Annotated in this window: 13 protein-coding genes; 5 read left to right on the plus strand and 8 right to left on the minus strand. The window is 64.9% G+C overall.

The annotated features are described in order from the left end of the window. Window positions 1-88: 88 nt before the first annotated feature. From FYM52_RS00925 to FYM52_RS00940, 4 genes are all read right to left on the minus strand, one after another. Window positions 89-883 (minus strand): ABC transporter ATP-binding protein, encoded by a 795-nt coding sequence (locus FYM52_RS00925; protein WP_042412664.1) that lies wholly within the window; start codon window positions 881-883, stop codon window positions 89-91. A 30-nt stretch (window positions 884-913) separates the two neighbouring features. Continuing rightward, window positions 914-1,798 (minus strand): ABC transporter permease, encoded by an 885-nt coding sequence (locus tag FYM52_RS00930; protein WP_154162715.1) that lies wholly within the window; start codon window positions 1,796-1,798, stop codon window positions 914-916. 84 nt (window positions 1,799-1,882) lie between these two features. Continuing rightward, complete coding sequence (locus FYM52_RS00935; RefSeq protein ID WP_154162716.1) at window positions 1,883-2,848, minus strand: ABC transporter substrate-binding protein; 966 nt, start codon at window positions 2,846-2,848, stop codon at window positions 1,883-1,885. Window positions 2,849-3,123: 275 nt separating this feature from the next. Beyond that, on the minus strand, window positions 3,124-4,824 hold the full coding sequence (locus FYM52_RS00940) for an electron transfer flavoprotein-ubiquinone oxidoreductase (RefSeq protein ID WP_154162717.1): 1,701 nt from the start codon (window positions 4,822-4,824) through the stop codon (window positions 3,124-3,126). Between the two features lie 500 nt (window positions 4,825-5,324). Here FYM52_RS00940 and FYM52_RS00945 point away from each other — a divergent pair, with 500 nt between their 5' ends. From FYM52_RS00945 to FYM52_RS00955, 3 genes are all read left to right on the plus strand, one after another. After that, complete coding sequence (locus FYM52_RS00945; RefSeq protein WP_154162718.1) at window positions 5,325-6,629, plus strand: dicarboxylate/amino acid:cation symporter; 1,305 nt, start codon at window positions 5,325-5,327, stop codon at window positions 6,627-6,629. Between the two features lie 71 nt (window positions 6,630-6,700). After that, window positions 6,701-8,572, plus strand: a complete 1,872-nt coding sequence (locus FYM52_RS00950; RefSeq protein ID WP_154162719.1) for an ATP-binding protein — start codon at window positions 6,701-6,703, stop codon at window positions 8,570-8,572. Continuing rightward, window positions 8,569-9,900 carry a sigma-54 dependent transcriptional regulator gene (locus FYM52_RS00955; protein WP_154162720.1) on the plus strand — a complete coding sequence of 444 codons (1,332 nt, stop codon included), beginning with the start codon at window positions 8,569-8,571 and terminating at the stop codon, window positions 9,898-9,900. Before FYM52_RS00950 ends, FYM52_RS00955 begins: the two co-directional genes overlap by 4 nt. A gap of 266 nt (window positions 9,901-10,166) precedes the next feature. On the opposite strand, the gene FYM52_RS00960 is transcribed toward FYM52_RS00955, so the two are convergent. Further along, window positions 10,167-10,748, minus strand: coding sequence for a peroxidase-related enzyme (locus tag FYM52_RS00960; RefSeq protein ID WP_154162721.1), 582 nt, complete (start codon window positions 10,746-10,748; stop codon window positions 10,167-10,169). A 145-nt stretch (window positions 10,749-10,893) separates the two neighbouring features. On the opposite strand from FYM52_RS00960, the gene FYM52_RS00965 reads away from it, so the two are divergent. Continuing rightward, on the plus strand, window positions 10,894-11,385 hold the full coding sequence (locus FYM52_RS00965) for a DUF6882 domain-containing protein (protein ID WP_045266673.1): 492 nt from the start codon (window positions 10,894-10,896) through the stop codon (window positions 11,383-11,385). 102 nt (window positions 11,386-11,487) lie between these two features. On the opposite strand, the gene FYM52_RS00970 is transcribed toward FYM52_RS00965, so the two are convergent. From FYM52_RS00970 to FYM52_RS00980, 3 genes are all read right to left on the minus strand, one after another. Beyond that, window positions 11,488-12,903, minus strand: a complete 1,416-nt coding sequence (locus FYM52_RS00970; protein WP_154162722.1) for an MBL fold metallo-hydrolase RNA specificity domain-containing protein — start codon at window positions 12,901-12,903, stop codon at window positions 11,488-11,490. A 269-nt stretch (window positions 12,904-13,172) separates the two neighbouring features. Further along, window positions 13,173-15,374 (minus strand): catalase/peroxidase HPI, encoded by a 2,202-nt coding sequence (gene katG / locus FYM52_RS00975; protein ID WP_154162723.1) that lies wholly within the window; start codon window positions 15,372-15,374, stop codon window positions 13,173-13,175. Between the two features lie 485 nt (window positions 15,375-15,859). Further along, window positions 15,860-16,402 (minus strand): PAS and helix-turn-helix domain-containing protein, encoded by a 543-nt coding sequence (locus FYM52_RS00980; protein WP_042412684.1) that lies wholly within the window; start codon window positions 16,400-16,402, stop codon window positions 15,860-15,862. Window positions 16,403-16,481: 79 nt separating this feature from the next. Here FYM52_RS00980 and FYM52_RS00985 point away from each other — a divergent pair, with 79 nt between their 5' ends. Then, window positions 16,482-17,183 (plus strand): CoA transferase subunit A, encoded by a 702-nt coding sequence (locus FYM52_RS00985; RefSeq protein WP_043377998.1) that lies wholly within the window; start codon window positions 16,482-16,484, stop codon window positions 17,181-17,183. The last annotated feature ends 5 nt before the right edge of the window (window positions 17,184-17,188 follow it).

The raw sequence follows: 17,188 nt of genomic DNA on the forward strand, positions 1-17,188 counted from the left end.
GGGGAGCGGTTGTGCGATTTGCATGAAAAAAGCCGCCGGCGCTTGCTGGGCAAGCACGGGCAGCTATGTTTTTTTGGAGGGGCTGTGATCAGCCCAGCAGCAGGGCGTCGTCGGCCAGCTTTTCGCCGCGCACCTTCTCGAACATCTGCAGCAGGTCGGGCACATCCATCTGGGCGCGCTCTTCGCCGCGCACGTCCAGCACCACCTGGCCCTGGTGCAGCATCACCGTGCGCTCGCCCACGTCCAGGGCCTGGCGCATGCTGTGCGTGACCATCATGGTGGTCAGCTTGCTTTCGGCCACGATGCGTGCGGTCAGCTGCAGCACGAAGTCGGCGGTGCGCGGGTCCAGCGCGGCGGTGTGCTCGTCCAGCAGCAGGATGCGCGAGGGCTGCAGCGCCGCCATCAGCAGGCTGACGGCCTGGCGCTGACCGCCGGACAGCAGGCCGATGCGGTCGCTGAGGCGGTTTTCCAGGCCCAGGCCCAGGGTGGCCAGGCGTTCGCGGTACAGCTCGCGGTGTTCGGCCTTGACGGCCAGCGACAGACCGCGCGAGCCGCCCCGGCGGTGCGCCAGGGCCATGTTCTCTTCGATGGTCAGGTCTTCGCAGGTGCCGGCCATGGGGTCCTGGAACACGCGGGCCACGCGGTGGGCACGGTCCCAGACCGGGCGACGGGTCATGTCCTCGCCCGAGATGTGGATGCTGCCCTTGTCCACGCTCTGGTCGCCGGAGATGGTGTTCAGGAATGTGGACTTGCCGGCGCCGTTGGAGCCGATGACGGTGACAAACTGGCCGTCGGGGATCTCCAGCGACAGGCCGCGCAGTGCGCGGGTTTCGATGGGGGTGCCGGGGTTGAAGGTGAGTTCGAGGTTTTTGGCGCTCAACATAGGGGTTCGACTTTCTTCACAGTGGGCGCATCAATACTTGCGGCTCAGCTTGCGCTTGAGCTGGGGGATCACCAGGGCGATGGTCACCAGCACTGCGGTGACCAGGTTCAGGTCCTGCGCCTTGAGGCCGATGAAGTCGCTGTTGAGTGCGGCGGCGATGAAGAAACGGTAGACGATGGCGCCGACCACCACGGCCAGCGTGGCCCAGATGATCTTGCGCGAGGGCAGGATGGACTCGCCCACGATCACGGCGGCCAGACCGATGACGATGGTGCCGATGCCCATGGAGATGTCGGAGCCGCCCTGGGTCTGCACGAACATGGCGCCGGCCAGGCCGACCAGGCCGTTGGAGACGGCCATGCCCAGCAGGATCATGGCGCCGGTGTTCACGCCCTGGGCACGGGCCATGCGTGGGTTGGAGCCGGTGGCACGGATGGCCAGGCCTCGCTCGGTGGCAAAGAACCAGTCCAGGGCCAGCTTGGCCGCGACCACGATCACCAGCAGCAGCAGGGGGCGGAACACGTAGTCTTCCATGCCGGTGGGTTGCAGCAGATTGAAGATGGTGGGGTCGTTGATCAGCGGCACGTTGGGGCCGCCCATGATGCGCAGGTTCACGGAATACAGCGCGATCATCATCAGGATCGAGGCCAGCAGGTCCATGATCTTGAGCTTGACGTTGAGCCAGCCCGTGACCATGCCGGCCACGGCGCCGGCCGCCGTGGCGGCCAGGGTGGCGATCCAGGGATTGGTGCCTGCGGCAATCAGCACGGCGCAGACCGCGCCACCCAGGGGAAAGCTGCCGTCCACGGTCAGGTCCGGGAAACGCAGCAGTCGAAAGGAGATGTACACACCCAGCGCGACGAGGGCGAAGATCAGGCCAATTTCAATGGCACCGAACAGCGAAAACAGGGACATGGAAGGAAAACGGTCGGTAGCTGGGGTTCAACGAAAAAAGGCAGGGCCAAGGCGTTGGCACCTGCCTTTGGGAAGGGTGCAAGCTTACTGCACGACTTGCGCGGCGCTCTTGACCAGGGCGTCGGACAGCTTGACGCCTTGCTTTTCAGCGGCGCCGGGGTTCACGAATAACTCCATCTTGGTGCTGACTTCGGGTTTGATGCTGCCAGCGGCTTCACCCTTGAGGATGCGCGCCACCATGCGGCCGGTCTGTTCGCCCAGGTCACGGTAGTTGATGCCATAGGCCGCCACGGCGCCGCGCTTGACGGAGTCGGTGTCCGAGGCCACCAGCGGGATCTTGGCGTCCTGGCCAACCTTGACCAGGGATTCGTAGGCCGACACCACGTTGTTGTCGGTGTTGGTGTAGATCACGTCGACCTTGCCGATCAGCGAACGGGCCGCGCTGCCCACGTCCACGGAGCGGGGGGCGGCGGCTTCCACCAGGGTCATGCCCAGGCTGGGCAGCAGCTTTTGCAGTTCCTTGACCACGACCACGGAATTGGCTTCGCCGGGGTTGTAGACCATGCCCACGCGCTTGGCACCGGGCACGACCTGCTTGACCAGGTCCATCTGCTTGTCCAGGGCCAGCAGGTCGGACACGCCGGTCACATTGGTCTTAGAAGGCTCCCACGAACCCACCAGCTTGGCGGCCACGGGGTCGGTCACGGCGGAGAACACCACGGGCACGGTCTTGGTGGAGGCCACCACGGCCTGGGCCGAAGGAGTGGCGATGGCCACGATGGCATCGGGCTTGTCGCCCACGAACTTGCGGGCGATCTGGGCGGCCGTGCCGGTGTTGCCTTGGGCGCTTTGGTACTGCCACTTCAGGTTCTTGCCTGCTTCGAAGCCGGCGTCCTTCAGTGCGGCCTGCACGCCATCACGCACGGCGTCCAGGGCGGGGTGCTCGACGATGGCCGTCACGGCCACGGATTTGTCCGCCGCATGGGCGCTGGTCATCGAAGCGATTGCCAATGCGATGGCACCCAGTGGTGCCCAAGACTTGAAGTTCATTGCTTTTTCTCCACCATTGTTATGAAGCCGATGCGGCCTGCGACATGCACATGCAAAGAACGGGCCAGCTGTGGCCGCTTTGCAGCCGATCAAGTCTATAGCAGCGGATGTTGGCTCCCTGGGCTGTCGCGCAGGCTGTGTGACAGTTTTCCTACATTGCGCAATTTTGTTGCGCAATGTATCGATATGGTGCGTTTTGCATGAGGCTGGTGCGTTCTGCAATGAAAAAAGACTCGCCAAGCGAGTCTTTTTTGCACGATGCATGCGGCCAGGGCTTACATGCCGGAGTAGTTCGGGCCACCACCGCCCTCGGGCGTCACCCAGACGATGTTCTGCGTGGGGTCCTTGATGTCGCAGGTCTTGCAGTGCACGCAGTTCTGCGCATTGATCTGCAGGCGCTTGCCGCCATCGGCCTCGTTGTCCACGAACTCGTAGACCCCGGCCGGGCAGTAGCGGCTTTCCGGTCCTGCGTACTTGGCCAGGTTGATGCTCACGGGCACCGAAGCGTCCTTGAGCGTCAGGTGGGCGGGCTGGTCCTCGCCGTGGTTGGTGTTGCTGATGAAGACGCTGGACAGGCGGTCAAAGGTCAGCTTGCCATCGGGCTTGGGGTATTCGATGGGCTGGCACTCGGCCGCTGGCTTGAGGTAAGCGTGGTCCGGCTTGTCGCGGTGCAGCGTCCAGGGGATGTTGCCCTTGAGCAGGAACTGCTCGACCCCGTTCATGACGGTGGCGGTGGACAGGCCCTTCTTGAACCAGGCCTTGAAGTTGCGGGCCTTCCACAGTTCGTCGTAGAGCCAGCTGCTTTCAAACGCGGTTTCGTAGGCCGAGAGCACATCGCCCTGGCGGCCGGCCACGATGGCTTCATAGGCGGCTTCGGCCGCCAGCATGCCGGTCTTGATGGCGGCGTGGCTGCCCTTGATGCGCGACACGTTCAGGAAACCAGCATCGCAGCCCACCAGCGCACCGCCGGGGAACACGAACTTGGGCAGACTCAGGATGCCGCCGGCCGTGATGGCGCGGGCACCGTAGGAGATGCGCTTGGCCGGCTTGATGCCGTGGGCCTCGTCGCCTTCCAGGTAGTAGCGGATGTTGGGGTGGGTCTTCCAGCGCTGCATCTCCTCGAAGGGAGACAGGTAGGGGTTGGCGTAGTCCAGGCCGACCACATAACCCAGCGTGACCAGGTTGTCCTCAAGGTGGTACAAGAAGCCGCCGCCATAGGTCTTGCTGTCCATGGGCCAGCCGCCGGTGTGCAGGACCATGCCGGGCTTGTGGCGGGCAGGGTCGATTTCCCACAATTCCTTGATGCCGATGCCGTAGGTTTGCGGGTCCTTGTCGGCATCCAGCTGGAATTTGGCGATCAGTTGCTTGCCCAGGTGGCCGCGAGCGCCTTCGGCAAAGATGGTGTACTTGCCGTGCAGTTCCATGCCCAACTGGAAGTCGCCCGTGGGCTCGCCGTCCTTGCCCACGCCCATGTTGCCGGTGGCCACCCCCTTGATGGAGCCATCGTCGTTGAACAGCACTTCGGCCGCTGCAAAGCCGGGGAAGATTTCCACGCCCAGGGCTTCGGCCTGGTCGGCCAGCCACTTGGTCACAAAGCCCAGGCGGACGATGTAGTTGCCTTCGTTGTGGAAGCACTTGGGCAGCAGGAAGTTGGGGGTGCGCAGCGAGCCTTTCTCGCTCAGGAACACCATGGCGTCTTCGGTGACGGGCTGGTTCAGGGGCGCGCCCTTGGCCTTCCAGTCGGGGATCAGTTCGCTCAGTGCGACCGGGTCCATGATGGCGCCCGACAGGGTGTGGGCACCGGGCTCGGAGCCCTTTTCCAGCACCACCACCGAGACATCCTGGCCCTTCTCGGCCGCCAGTTGCTTGAGGCGGATCGCTGTGGCCAGGCCGCCAGGGCCTCCGCCCACGATCACGACGTCGTATTCCATGGCCTCGCGCGGGCCGTACTGGGCCAAGATTTCTTCGTTTGTCATCGGGGGTCTCTCTTGGATGGTGAAAATTTTTTCTTGCCGTCTGCGTGTCAAGGCGCACGGACCAAAACTGCGGCCGATTCTATGCGGTGCTTGGTGTGGATCCAACGTTCTGCGCCGGGGCACAGCGTTGGCAAACGACCGAAACCGGCCTTCCTGGCCGCAGATGTGACGCCTGGGTGACAGTGGCCGTCGCAGAAGGCGATGTTCGGAATTCCGAATGTGTGGCCCTGTGGATTGTTCGGAAATCCGTGCGATTTTATGCGGAAATGTTTGCTTCTCATAAGCAAATCAATCACTTGGCGTTGATTTTAGAGCTGGCACGGTCCCTGCGAATGCAAGCGCAGGCCACAACGGTGGCTGTGTATGTACGGGAGACAAACCATGCCTGGCACCCAGTGGCTTGAGGTCCTGGTGTTGCAGGCGTGGGGCAAGGGCAGGGCCAAGCACTGCCGCCCCTGGGGCTGACTTGCACGCCCGACCAACAATCAACGGAAAACCGCATGAAATTCAATCGTTTGACCACCCTGGTCCTGATGGCCATGGTGCTGGGTGTGCTGGTGGGCTATGCCTGCCACAGCTACGCTCCCAGTCCCGAAGCGGCCAAGGAGATCGCCAGCTACTTCAGCATCCTGACCGACATCTTCCTGCGCATGATCAAGATGATCATTGCGCCCCTGGTGTTTGCCACCCTGGTCGCAGGCCTGGCGGGCATGGGCGATGCCAAGGCCGTGGGCCGCATCGGCAGCCGTGCCCTGGGCTGGTTCATTGCGGCCTCGTTCTGCTCGCTGTTCATCGGTCTGGTGTTCTCCAACCTGCTGCAGCCTGGCCATGCCCTGAATGTGCCGCTGCCCGATTCGGCCGCTGGTCTGCAGCTCAAGACCTCGGCGCTGAACCTCAAGGACTTCATCACCCACGTCTTCCCGAAGAACATCTTCGAGGCCATGGCCACCAACGAGGTGCTGCAGATCCTGGTGTTTGCGCTGTTCTTCGGTGTGGCTCTGGGCCATCTGCACAGCCAGACCGCGCGTTCGCTGGTCAGCACCATGGAGGAGGTGGTCCACGTGATGCTCAAGGTCACCGACTACGTGATGCGCTTCGCCCCCGTGGGCGTGTTCGGCGCCGTGGCCGCCACCATCACCGTCCAGGGTCTGGGCATGCTGTCGGTGTTCGGCAAGTTCATGCTGAGCTTCTACCTGGCCCTGGCCACACTGTGGCTGCTGCTGGTGGTGGCCGGATATGTGGTGCTGGGCAAGGACATCTTCCGCCTGCTCAAGCTGATCCGCGGCCCGCTGCTGGTGGGCTTTTCCACGGCCAGCAGCGAATCGACCTACCCCAAGTTGATGGAGCAGCTGGAGAAGTTCGGCGTCAAGCCGCGTGTCACGGGCTTTGTGCTGCCCCTGGGCTACTCGTTCAACCTCGATGGCTCCATGGTCTACACCACCTTCCTGGCGATCTTCATCGCCCAGGCCTACGGCATCGAGATGTCGTTGACGGCGCAGATCACCATGCTGCTGGTGCTCATGGTCTCCAGCAAGGGGATTGCCGGCGTGCCGCGGGCCTCGCTGGTGGTGGTGGCCGCCGTGCTGCCCATGTTTGGCCTGCCCGAGGCCGGCATCCTGCTGATCCTGGGTATTGACCACTTCCTGGACATGGGCCGTACCCTGACCAATGTGCTGGGCAACGCGATTGCCACGGCCGTGGTCGCCAAGTGGGAAAACGCCATCGACCCCGTCGATCCGGCCCTGGCCGAGCGCGAAGAGGTCCTGCCCGCACCGGGTGAGGACGGCGCCCCCCAGGCCGCCTGAACGACCACGTGGCCACTCCGGGCGGCGCCCCCGGCGCAGCGGCGGGCGCTGCTACCATTGCCGCACTCACCATGCCAGTCCGCCGCCCGCTGCGCCAGCTCCTTCTGTTCCTGCTTTGGCTTGCCTTGACGGGGCTGAGCGGCTGGCTGGCGCTCCAACTGGCCCAGCGCGTGGGCATCGCCGAGCTGCGCGCCACCGGCATGCACCGCCTGGAGCTGTACGGCGCCAGCCTGCAGCGCGAGATCGGCAAATACGCCTTCCTGCCCGGGGTGCTGGAGCTGGAGGGCGATGTGCTGGACCTGCTGCAGGCCCCGGACACGCCGGGACTGGCCGGCAAGGTCAATGCCTACCTGGAGCAGCTCAATGACCGCGCCGGCACGTTGAGCATCTATGTCATCACGACCCAGGGGCGCGTCGTGGCCGCCAGCAACTGGCGGCGCGCCGACAGCTATTTCGGCGAGAACCTCGCCTTCCGCCCCTATTTCCGCGATGCCCTGGACACCGGCAGCGGGCGTTTCTTCGGCATCGGCACCACCCGCGGCGAACCCGGCTACTACCTGGCCACGGCCCTGGGCAACAGCCGCCACACGGTGGGCGTGGCCGTGGTCAAGGTCAGCCTGGACCAGCTGGAGCAGTCCTGGTCCACGGTGGAAGCACCGGTGTTGGTCAGCGACGAGCATGGGGTGGTCATTCTCAGCTCGGTCAGCGACTGGAAGTTCCGCGCGCTGCTGCCGCTGGATGCCGCCATGCGCGAAGCCTTTGATGCCAGCCTACAGTACAACCGCCGTCCCTTGCAGCCCTTGGGCCTGCAGTCCATGCGCGAGCTGGACCAGGGTGCCCGTTTGGTGCGGCTGCGTGGCGACGGTGCGACCACGGCCTCGGTCTACCCGGTCTCGGGCCGCTTCCTGGCGCAGTCGCGGCCGCTGTCCGGCACGCCCTGGACGCTGACCGTGCTGTCCCACTTGGAACAGGTGGACCAGATTGCCCAGAGCCGTGCCCTGGTCGCCGCCATCGGTGCGGCTTTTGTCGGCCTGTTGGGCCTGCTGTACAACGAGCGCCGCCGCCATCTGCGCGACCGTCTGGCCGCGCGCGAGGCCCTGCAGACCGCCCACGATGAGCTGGAGCGCAAGGTCACCCAGCGCACGGCCGACCTGTCCTCGGCCAACCAGCTGCTGCAAGACGAGGTGGCCGAGCGCATCCGCGCCGAAGCCACGTTGCGGGCCGCCCAGGACGAGCTGGTGCAGGCCGGCAAACTGGCCGTGATCGGCCAGCTGTCCACCGGCATCGCCCACGAACTCAACCAGCCGCTGACGGCCTTGCGCACCCTGTCGGGCAACAGCCAGCGTTTCCTGGAACGCGGGGACCTGGACACCACGCGTGTCAACCTGCAGCGTATGGCGCAACTGGCCGACCGTATGGGCCGCATCACGGGCCAGCTGCGCAATTTCGCGCGCAAGTCCAGCGGCGCTCCGCAGGCGGTGCCGCTGTCGCGCGCGCTGGACAATGCCCTGTCGGTGCTCGAGCCGCGCGTGGCCGAGACCGGGGCCGAGATCCTGCGCCAGACCGATGGGGCCGACCCCGTGGCCTGGTGTGATGGCAACCGCATCGAACAGGTGCTGGTCAACCTCATCAACAATTCCCTGGACGCGATGCGTGGCCAGTCCGCACCGCAGGTGGAGCTGGCTTGTGCCGAGGTCGATGGCGCGGCCCTGGTGACCGTGCGCGACCACGGCCCGGGCCTCAGCGAGGCCGCGCAGCAGCACCTGTTCCAGCCCTTTTTCACCACCAAGGAAGCAGGGGTGGGCTTGGGCCTGGGGCTGGCGCTGTCGGCCGGCATCGTGCGCGAATGCGGCGGTACGCTGACCGGCACCAACCACCCTGAGGGTGGGGCCGTCTTCACCCTGCGCCTGCCGCTGGCGCCTTCCCCTCCGCACATCCCATGACCGACGCCCTCAAAGTTCTGATCATCGAAGACGACCCCGACATCGTGCTGGGCTGCGAGCAGGCGCTGCAGCTCGAAGGCATCGCCACCGAAAGCGTGGGCAGTGCCGAGCAGGCGCGCCGGCGCCTGTCGCGCGATTTCGCGGGCATCGTGGTCAGCGACATCCGCCTGCCCCGCATGGACGGCATGGCGTTCTTGCGAGAGTTGATGGCCATGGACCGTGAATTGCCCGTGGTGCTGATCACCGGCCATGGCGACGTGTCCATGGCCGTGCAGGCCATGAAGGATGGCGCGCACGATTTCATCCAGAAACCATTTGCCCCCGAGCACCTGGTGGGGGCCGTGCGGCGTGCGCTGGAGCAGCGCCGCCTGGTGCTGGAAGTGCGGGCGCTGCGCCAGCGCCTGGACGAACGCGACAGCCTGGAGAGCCGCCTGATCGGCCGCTCCGCAGCCATGCAGCAGCTGCGCCAGATGCTGCTGGGCCTGGCCAGCAGCGCTGCCGACGTGCTGATTCAGGGCGAGACCGGCACCGGCAAGGAGCTGGTGGCGCGCTGCCTGCACGAGGCCAGCGCGCGGCGCGGCGGCAACTTCGTCGCCATCAACTGCGGCGGTCTGCCCGACACCTTGTTCGACAGCGAGATGTTCGGCAGCGAAGCCGGGGCCTACACGGGCTCCAGCAAGAAGCGCATCGGCAAGATCGAGCACGCCAGTGGCGGCACGCTGTTCCTCGACGAGATCGAGAGCATGCCCATGGCCATGCAGATCAAGCTGCTGCGCGTGCTGCAGGAGCGGGTGTTGGAGCGCCTGGGCTCCAACACGCTGATCCCCATCGATTGCCGTGTGATCGCCGCGACCAAGACCGACCTGCTGGAACTGAGCCGCGAAGGGCGTTTTCGCGCCGACCTGTACTACCGCCTGAACGTCGCCACGGTGACCCTGCCACCGCTGCGCGAGCGGCGCGAGGATATCCCGCGCCTGTTCGAGCATTTTGCGCTGCAGGGCGCGGCGCGCCACGAACGCCCCGTGCCCGAGCTGACACCGGGCCGCGTGCAGCAATTGCTGAGCTACCCCTGGCCGGGCAATGTGCGCGAGCTGCGCAACGTGGCGGAGCGCACGGTGCTGGGCATCGAGGCCGGCTCCCCGCCCTTTGGCGAAGCGGCCACGGCCGCGCCCCGGCCGCTGGCGGCCACGGTCGAGGCCTTCGAGCGCGCCCTGATCGCCGAAGCCCTGCGCCGCCACGACGGCAGCCTGGCGCGCACGGCTCAGGCCCTGGCCACGGCCAAGACCACGTTGCACGACAAGATCCGCAAGTACGGACTGGAGCGCTGACGGCACGCACGGCCTTGCGCGATGGAGAAGGATCGCCCCAGGGGCTTGCTCAGTGGGGGCAGTGATCGTGCTGGTCTGGATGCTGCATTGCCCCGGCATTCGGGCCAGCGGGTGGGGGCACAGCGGTCAGACGCTCTGGGATAGCGTTTTTTGGAGTGAAAAATGGATCTAGCGCTTTTCCAATAAGCGCTAGGTGCTATAAATTTTTTCATCTCTTGCGTGGCGCTGTGAGCACTCCCGCAGGGGGCGATGGTGGCGGGTCTGGCTCAGCTCGTGGTCCTGGGCTGGCGGCCCATGGTGAAGAACTCCGGGTTGGGCAGCATGTTGCTGAAGCTGGCCATGCGGTTGGACAGCCCGAAGAAGGCCGTGATCGCGGCAATGTCCCAGATGTCTTCGTCGTCCAGGCCATGGGCGTGCAGCAGGGCAAAGTCTGCGTCCTCGACCTCGTGGCTGCGCTGGCAGACCTTCATGGCGAAGTCCAGCATGGCGCGTTGGCGTGGCGTGATGTCGGCCTTGCGGTAGTTCACGGCCACCTGGTCGGCCAGCTGTGGCTGCTTTTCGTAAATGCGCAGGATGGCGCCGTGGGCCACCACGCAGTACAGGCACTGGTTGGCGGCGCTGGTGGCGGTGACGATCATCTCGCGCTCGCCCTTGGTCAGGCTGCCTTCCTCCTTGAGCATCAGTGCATCGTGGTAGGCAAAAAATGCACGCCATTCGGCCGGCCGGCGGGCCAGGGCCAGGAAGACATTCGGAATGAAGCCGGCTTTGTCCTGCACCTGCAGAATGCGCTCGCGGATGTCCGCGGGCAGGCTGTTCAGGTCCGGGAAAGGGTAGCGTACCGCTGGCATGGTCAAGGTCTCCGTGGTTCTGGGAAGAGGGTGGGGCTGCGCACCGCCACCCTGCGGCGGCGGTGGCACGCCCAAGCCCAGCATAACGAGAAGGGCGCCCCGCCTGCCTGACAATCATGCCTATTGCAAAAAGATGGAATCTGGAATGAGTGACGCACACGAAGCGACCGATTGGGCGGCCTGGAGCCGCGAGGCGGTCGAGACCATGGTGGCCCGCAACGCGGAATGGCCACGTCAGTTTGGCCTGCAGGGCCACCCGGCCTACCGCTGGGATCTGGAGCGTGCGCTGCTGGTGTTTGAAGGGCCATTGCACGAAGTGGTGGCCACCGTCTGCCTGGTGGGCACGACCAGCGAGCGCGAAGGCAGCTTTGTCTGGAGCTGGGCCAACGAGGCCATTCCCCCTGTGCACGGCCAGGCGCTGGAGGTGGTGCATGAATTCGGGCGTGACCACCATCTGGCACTGTTGACGACCCCGCGCATCCAGGGCGGCCGCCCGGAGGCGACCGAATGCCTGTGCATTGCCGGTCGCCTGCAGCGAGCGGTGGGCACGTTCATCGACCAGCAGGGCGATGTGGCCCTGTACTTCACCATCCTGCACCTGCAGGTGGCTGTGGACGACGATCTGGCGCTGAACTGAGGGCACGGCCGAGTCCCGGCGCTGATACCGTGCCTGCCACCGTGGAGCGTACCGTCCGGGCCCAGGCGGCTTGCCCTCAGCGCCAGGCCACTGGCATGGCGCTCACAGGGCGTACGCGCTACCGTGGCTGGGCACGACCACCTCGCTGGTGCCCCAGCCCTGTTGCTGGCGCAGTGCCGAGGCCAGTGCCTGCGAGGCCTGGGCCTCGCCATGGATGACATAGGCCTTGGCCGGTGGCCGTTCAAAAGCCCGTGCCCAGTCCAGCAGCGCCCGTTGGTCGGCGTGGGCCGAGAAGCCGCCCAGGGTGTGGACCGTGGCCTGGACCTCGATGTCGTCGCCCAGCAGGCGCACATGGCGTTCGCCATCGACCAGCCGCCGCCCCAGTGTGCCCTGGGCCTGGAAGCCGGCAATCACCACGGCGCATTCGCGGCGTCCCAGGTTCTGGTGCAGGTGGTGGATCACCCGCCCGGCATCGCACATGCCGCTGGCCGAGATGATGACGGCCCCGGACCGCACGCGCGTCAGCTTGATCGAGTCCTGGACATCGCTCACGAAATGGATGCGCAGCTGCTGGGTCAGCTGCTTGGCCTGCGCAAACAGCTCGCGGGCTTCGTCGTCAAACAGGGTGAAATGCTTGCGGGTGACTTCCGTGGCGGCAATCGCCATCGGCGAGTCGATGAAGATGTCCAGCGGCCCCAGCCGCCCCTGCGAGGACAGCTTCAGGAATTCATAGATCAGCTCCTGGGTGCGGCCGACGGCGAAGGCGGGAATCACCACATTGCCCTTGGCGACCGTGCGCTGGACCACCTCGACCAGCTCGTCGAGCGTGGACGGCATGTCCTTGTGCAGGCGGTCGCCATAGGTGGACTCGATCAGCAGCACATCGGCACTGTCAATCGGCGTGGGGTCGCGCAGGATGGGCCGCCCCGGCTGCCCCAGGTCGCCGCTGGCCACCAGCTTGCGGGTGCGCCCCTGCTCGTCGGTGAGCCAGACTTCCAGGATGGCCGAGCCCAGGATGTGCCCCGCGTCACGAAAGCGCACCTTGGCCGAGGCATGCGGTGAGAACTCGGTGTCGTAGTCCACGGTGTGGAACAGCCGCAGGCAGTGGTTCACATCGCGCAGCGTGTACAGCGGTGGCATTATCTTGTGGTGGCGGTGCCGCCCGTTGGGCTTGCTGGCCCGCTGGGTGCTGCGTTCAAAATCCGTTTCCTGGATGTGGGCGCTGTCCTTGAGCAGGACGTCGACCAGGTCCAGGGTGGCCGGCGTGGTGAAGATTGGCCCGTTGAAGCCCTGCATGGCCAGCCGCGGCAGCATGCCGCTGTGGTCGATGTGCGCATGGGTCAGCAGCACAAAATCGATGCGTCGCGGGTCGAAGGCAAAGGGTTCGTAATTGCGTTCCCGGGCTTCGCGATTGCCCTGAACCATGCCGCAATCAATCAGGAAACGGCAGTCCGCCGCCTCCACCAGAAAACACGATCCCGTGACTTGCTGGGCGGCACCATGAAAAGTGATCTGCATGAATGAGGATCCGGGCCTGTCCCTGTGTTACAGGAGAGCACACCACCCTCGGACAGGCCTGTGCAGCGGTGGTGCACAGGTCCACCATACGCCAGAAACGGAGGGCAGTTCAAGCCAGGCGCGGTGCGTGGCCCGCTGTGGCAGCCTGGCTTGATACAGGGCAAACCGCGCGCTGCCTGGCACCGTAGGTGTACGCTGCCAAGAAAAAGCGCCCCGAAGGGCGCGGCAGGAGCGGGGCAGCGCTGGGGCCGGTGCCCCAGTGTGGTGTCTCACTTCTTCAGGTCAAAGCGGTCCAGTTCCATGACCTTGGTCCAGGCGGCCACGAAGTCGTGGATGAACTTGCTGCTGGAACCTGCTTCGGCATACACCTCGGCCAGTGCGCGCAGGATGGCGTTGGAGCCAAACACCAGGTCCACACGGGTACCGGTCCACTTCTTGGCGCCGGTCTTGCGGCACACGCCTTCGTAGGTGCCATCGTCCAGCGCCTTCCACTGGGTGCCCATGTCCAGCAGGTTGACGAAGAAATCGTTCGTCAGCTTGCCGGGTGTCGCGGTCAGCACACCGTGCTCACTGCCATCGGTGTTGATGTTGATGGCACGCAGGCCGCCGAGCAGCACCGTCATTTCGGGGGCGGTCAGCGTCAGCAGTTGTGCCTTGTCGATCAGCAAGGCCTCGGCAGGCGCTGCGAACGCCTGCTTCTGGAAGTTGCGGAAGCCATCGGCCACAGGCTCCAGCACATCGAACGATGCGGCATCGGTTTGCTCGGCACTGGCGTCGGTGCGACCGGGGGTGAACGGTACCGAGATCTGCGTGCCGGCATCGGCGGCGGCCTGTTCCACACCGGCGCAGCCACCCAGCACGATCAGGTCGGCCAAGGAGATGCGCTTGTCGCCCTCGGCAGCTTTGTTGAACTCGCGCTGGATGCCTTCCAGCACGGCCAGGACCTTGGCCAGCTGCACAGGGTGGTTGACGGCCCAGTCCCTTTGCGGGGCCAGGCGGATGCGGGCCCCGTTGGCGCCGCCGCGCATGTCCGAACCCCGGAAGGTCGAAGCCGCGGCCCAGGCCGTGCCCACCAGTTCCTGCACGCTCAGGCCGGAGGCCAGCAGCTTGGCCTTCAGTGCGGCCACGTCGGCGGCATTCACCAGCGGGTGGTTGACGGCGGGCACAGGGTCCTGCCAGACCAGCTCTTCCTTGGGCACTTCGGGGCCCAGGTAGCGTGCACGCGGGCCCATGTCGCGGTGGGTCAGCTTGAACCAGGCGCGGGCAAAGGCTTCGGCAAAAGCCTGGGGATTTTCCAGGAAGCGGCGCGAAATCTTTTCGTAGGCCGGGTCCATGCGCAGCGACAGGTCGGTGGTCAGCATGGTGGGCTTCTTGTTGGGTCCACCATGGGCGTCGGGGATGACGTCACCGGCATCCTTGGCCACCCACTGGATGGCGCCGGCGGGGCTGTGGGTCTTGACCCACTCGTACTTGAACAGGTTCTCGAAGAAGTAGTTGCTCCACTGTGCGGGGGTTTGCGTCCAGGTCACTTCCAGGCCGGAGGTGATGGTGTCGCCACCGTGGCCGCTGCCAAAGCTGCTGGCCCAACCCAGGCCCTGGGCTTCCAGGCCGGAAGCCTCGGGGTCGGTGCCGACGTGGCTGGCTGGCCCTGCGCCGTGGGTCTTGCCGAAGGTGTGACCACCGGCGATCAGGGCGACGGTCTCTTCATCGTCCATGGCCATGCGGGCAAAGGTCTCGCGGATGTCGCGGGCGGCCGACAGTGGGTCGCCATTGCCGTCCGGGCCTTCGGGGTTGACGTAGATCAGGCCCATCTGCACCGCAGCCAGCGGGTTCTCCAGATCGCGGTCACCGCTGTAGCGGCTGTTGGGTTTGTCGCTGGTGGCCAGCCATTCCTTTTCCGCACCCCAGTACACATCCTGATCGGGTTCCCAGGTGTCGACGCGACCACCGGCAAAACCGAACGTGCGAAAGCCCATGGTCTCCAGTGCGACGTTGCCGCACAGGATCATCAGATCGCCCCAGGAAATCTTGTTGCCGTATTTCTGCTTGATGGGCCACAGCAGGCGGCGCGACTTGTCGATGTTGACGTTGTCAGGCCAGCTGTTCAGCGGGGCGAAGCGTTGCTGGCCGCGTCCAGCACCTCCACGGCCATCCTGCATGCGGTAGGTGCCGGCGGCGTGCCAGGCCATGCGGATGAACTGGGGACCATAGTGGCCGAAGTCGGCAGGCCACCAGTCCTGGGAGTCGGTCATCAGCGCGCGCAGGTCGCGCTTGAGGCCCTCGTAGTCCAGTTGCTGGAAGGCTTGTGCATAGTCGAAGCCTTCGTCCATGGGGTTGCTTTTGGCGGAGTGTTGGCTCAGCAGATCCACGCGCAGCTGGTTCGGCCACCAGTCACGGTTGGTGGTGCCACCGCCCTTGGCAGCGGTGCCGCTGTTGGTTTGGTGGAAGGGGCACTTGGATTCAGTGGTCATGGGGAATCTCCGTTTCTGCGAGGCCGACAAGTCGACGGTTTCGGGAGTGCAATATCAATTAATAATCGATATTAAACTTATTAAATCAATAGCTGTTTGCAATTGATGCCTCGAATTATCCTTGCTTGCAAGCAAAGCGGGCGATTTTTGCTATTGATTTTTCTTAGCTGCACCATAGGCAGCGTCTTCATCACCGTTGGCACGGCGGGTTGTCGGGCAGTCCAGGCCCGCTTAGCCAGTGCGGGGTGTGGCACGGAACCTGGGTGTCGACAAGCAAAGACGCAGCCTCGTGCGCATGCTGTGCAAAAAGCTTAGAAGACCGACAAGGCACTAACAAGGGTGCCCGGTCAAATCGCGGGATTGGCCTACACCAGCGGCGGTTGTGATGAAGGGCAACTGCCCTGGCTGCTGGGGGCTGAAATCAGGCAGTACGTCTGTAACCCTGTCGAGGCCGGGGAACAGGTCGAGCAGGGCTGGGGCGGCCCTCAGCCGGCCAGCAGCTTGTGGACCAGGTCCGCTGCGGTCGAGGCGCAGTACTTGCGCATCAGCCGGGCACGGTAGATTTCCACGGTGCGGTGGCTGATGTTGAGGGCCCGGCCAATTTCCTTGGACGTCAGCCCCTCCAGCAGGCGTGCGGCCACTTCGCGTTCGCGGCCGGTGAGTTCGGCCTTGACGGGGCGCTGGGCCGAGAGGTCCTCAAAGCTCCAGATACCCGCCGCATGGGGCTCGCTGCGGTCCAGCGCCCGGCCGCTGACGTGGCACCAGAAGGTTTCGCCTGTGCCCCGCTTCATGATGCGGTTGTCGGCGTAAAAGCCTTTGGCATTCAGAATGGGCGCCATGTGGGCCCCGAGGCGTTCGTATTCATCGGCCGAGGGGTAGAGCACCTGGAAGGATTGGCCGATCAGCAATTCGCGCGAGGTGGCGAACATCTCGCACACATGCTGGTTGCAGTCGACCATGATGCGGTTGCGGGAGATCACCAGCCCGACGGGCGCCAGATCGAATGCCAAACGGTGGTCCAGGTTCATGTGGGTAAGACTTTAAGAAATACTACGTACGTAGCTACGTAGTATCGTTGCAAGTGGCTCAAGATCAATAGGAGACAACGTGAAAAAACTCTATCCCTCTGCGGCGGCGGCCCTGCAAGGCGTGGTGGCCGATGGGCAATTGCTGGCGGTTGGCGGCTTTGGCCTGTGCGGTATCCCCGAGGCACTGATTGACGCCCTGCGCGACAGCGGTGTCAAGGACCTGACGATCGCCTCGAACAATGCCGGCGTCGATGGCTTTGGCCTGGGCAAGCTGCTAGAAACCCGCCAGATCAAGAAGATGATCGCCAGCTACGTGGGTGAGAACAAGGAGTTCGAGCGCCAGTACCTGGCGGGCGAGCTGGAACTGGAATTCACGCCGCAAGGCACGCTGGCCGAGAAGATGCGCGCCGGTGGCGCCGGCATTCCCGCCTTCTTCACCAAGACCGGCGTGGGCACGCAGGTGGCCGAGGGCAAGGAGCTGCGCGAATTCGACGGTGAAACCTATGTGATGGAACGTGCCATCGTGGCCGATGTGGCCCTGGTCAAGGCCTGGCGCGCCGACAAGAGCGGCAACCTGCAGTTCCGCCTGACGGCGCGCAACTTCAACCCGGCAGCGGCCACCTGCGGCAAGGTCTGCATCGTGGAGGTCGAGGAAGTGGTCGAGATTGGCGAGATCGCGCCCGACGACATCCACCTGCCCGGCATCTATGTGCACCGCATCGTGCACAACGCCACGCCGGAAAAGCGCATCGAAAAGCGCACCATCACCGAAAAGCAATAAGGAGC

Origin of the sequence: Comamonas sp. CAH-2 (assembly GCF_009668305.1) — a bacterium.
Taxonomy (GTDB): Bacteria; Pseudomonadota; Gammaproteobacteria; order Burkholderiales; family Burkholderiaceae_C; genus Comamonas; species Comamonas aquatica.